Source organism: Winogradskyella litoriviva (genome assembly GCF_013249065.1).
Classification (GTDB): domain Bacteria; phylum Bacteroidota; class Bacteroidia; order Flavobacteriales; family Flavobacteriaceae; genus Winogradskyella; species Winogradskyella litoriviva.
Genome location: NZ_JABRWQ010000054.1, coordinates 1 through 280 on the forward strand (window position 1 = coordinate 1; position 280 = coordinate 280).

Here is a 280-nt window from a genome sequence, read left to right on the forward strand (position 1 = left end):
CGTATTGGCGATACGTTACCACTAGACTATGGAATTCTTAAATAAAAAACCCAGAACGTTTATTCTGGGTTTGTAACTTATATATGTCTAAATGCCTTTAAACCATTCTTGAAATTGTTTTCCAAGTAAAAAAGTTGGTTTCATTTGGCCACCTAAAGCAGCCACTAAACTCATAATCCAAGCCACAAGTAATACCAGCCACATGACTATATTTACAAATGGTATCCAAGAGGTTACCATAGCTATTATAATGAAACCTAGCACTTGTCTAACATAAAAA

1 pseudogene is annotated in these 280 nt (G+C 33.9%); it reads right to left on the reverse strand.

The features are described 5' to 3' along the window. Positions 1–87: 87 nt before the first annotated feature. Positions 88–280: pseudogene (locus HNV10_RS17135) on the reverse strand (YtxH domain-containing protein); the annotation flags it as partial.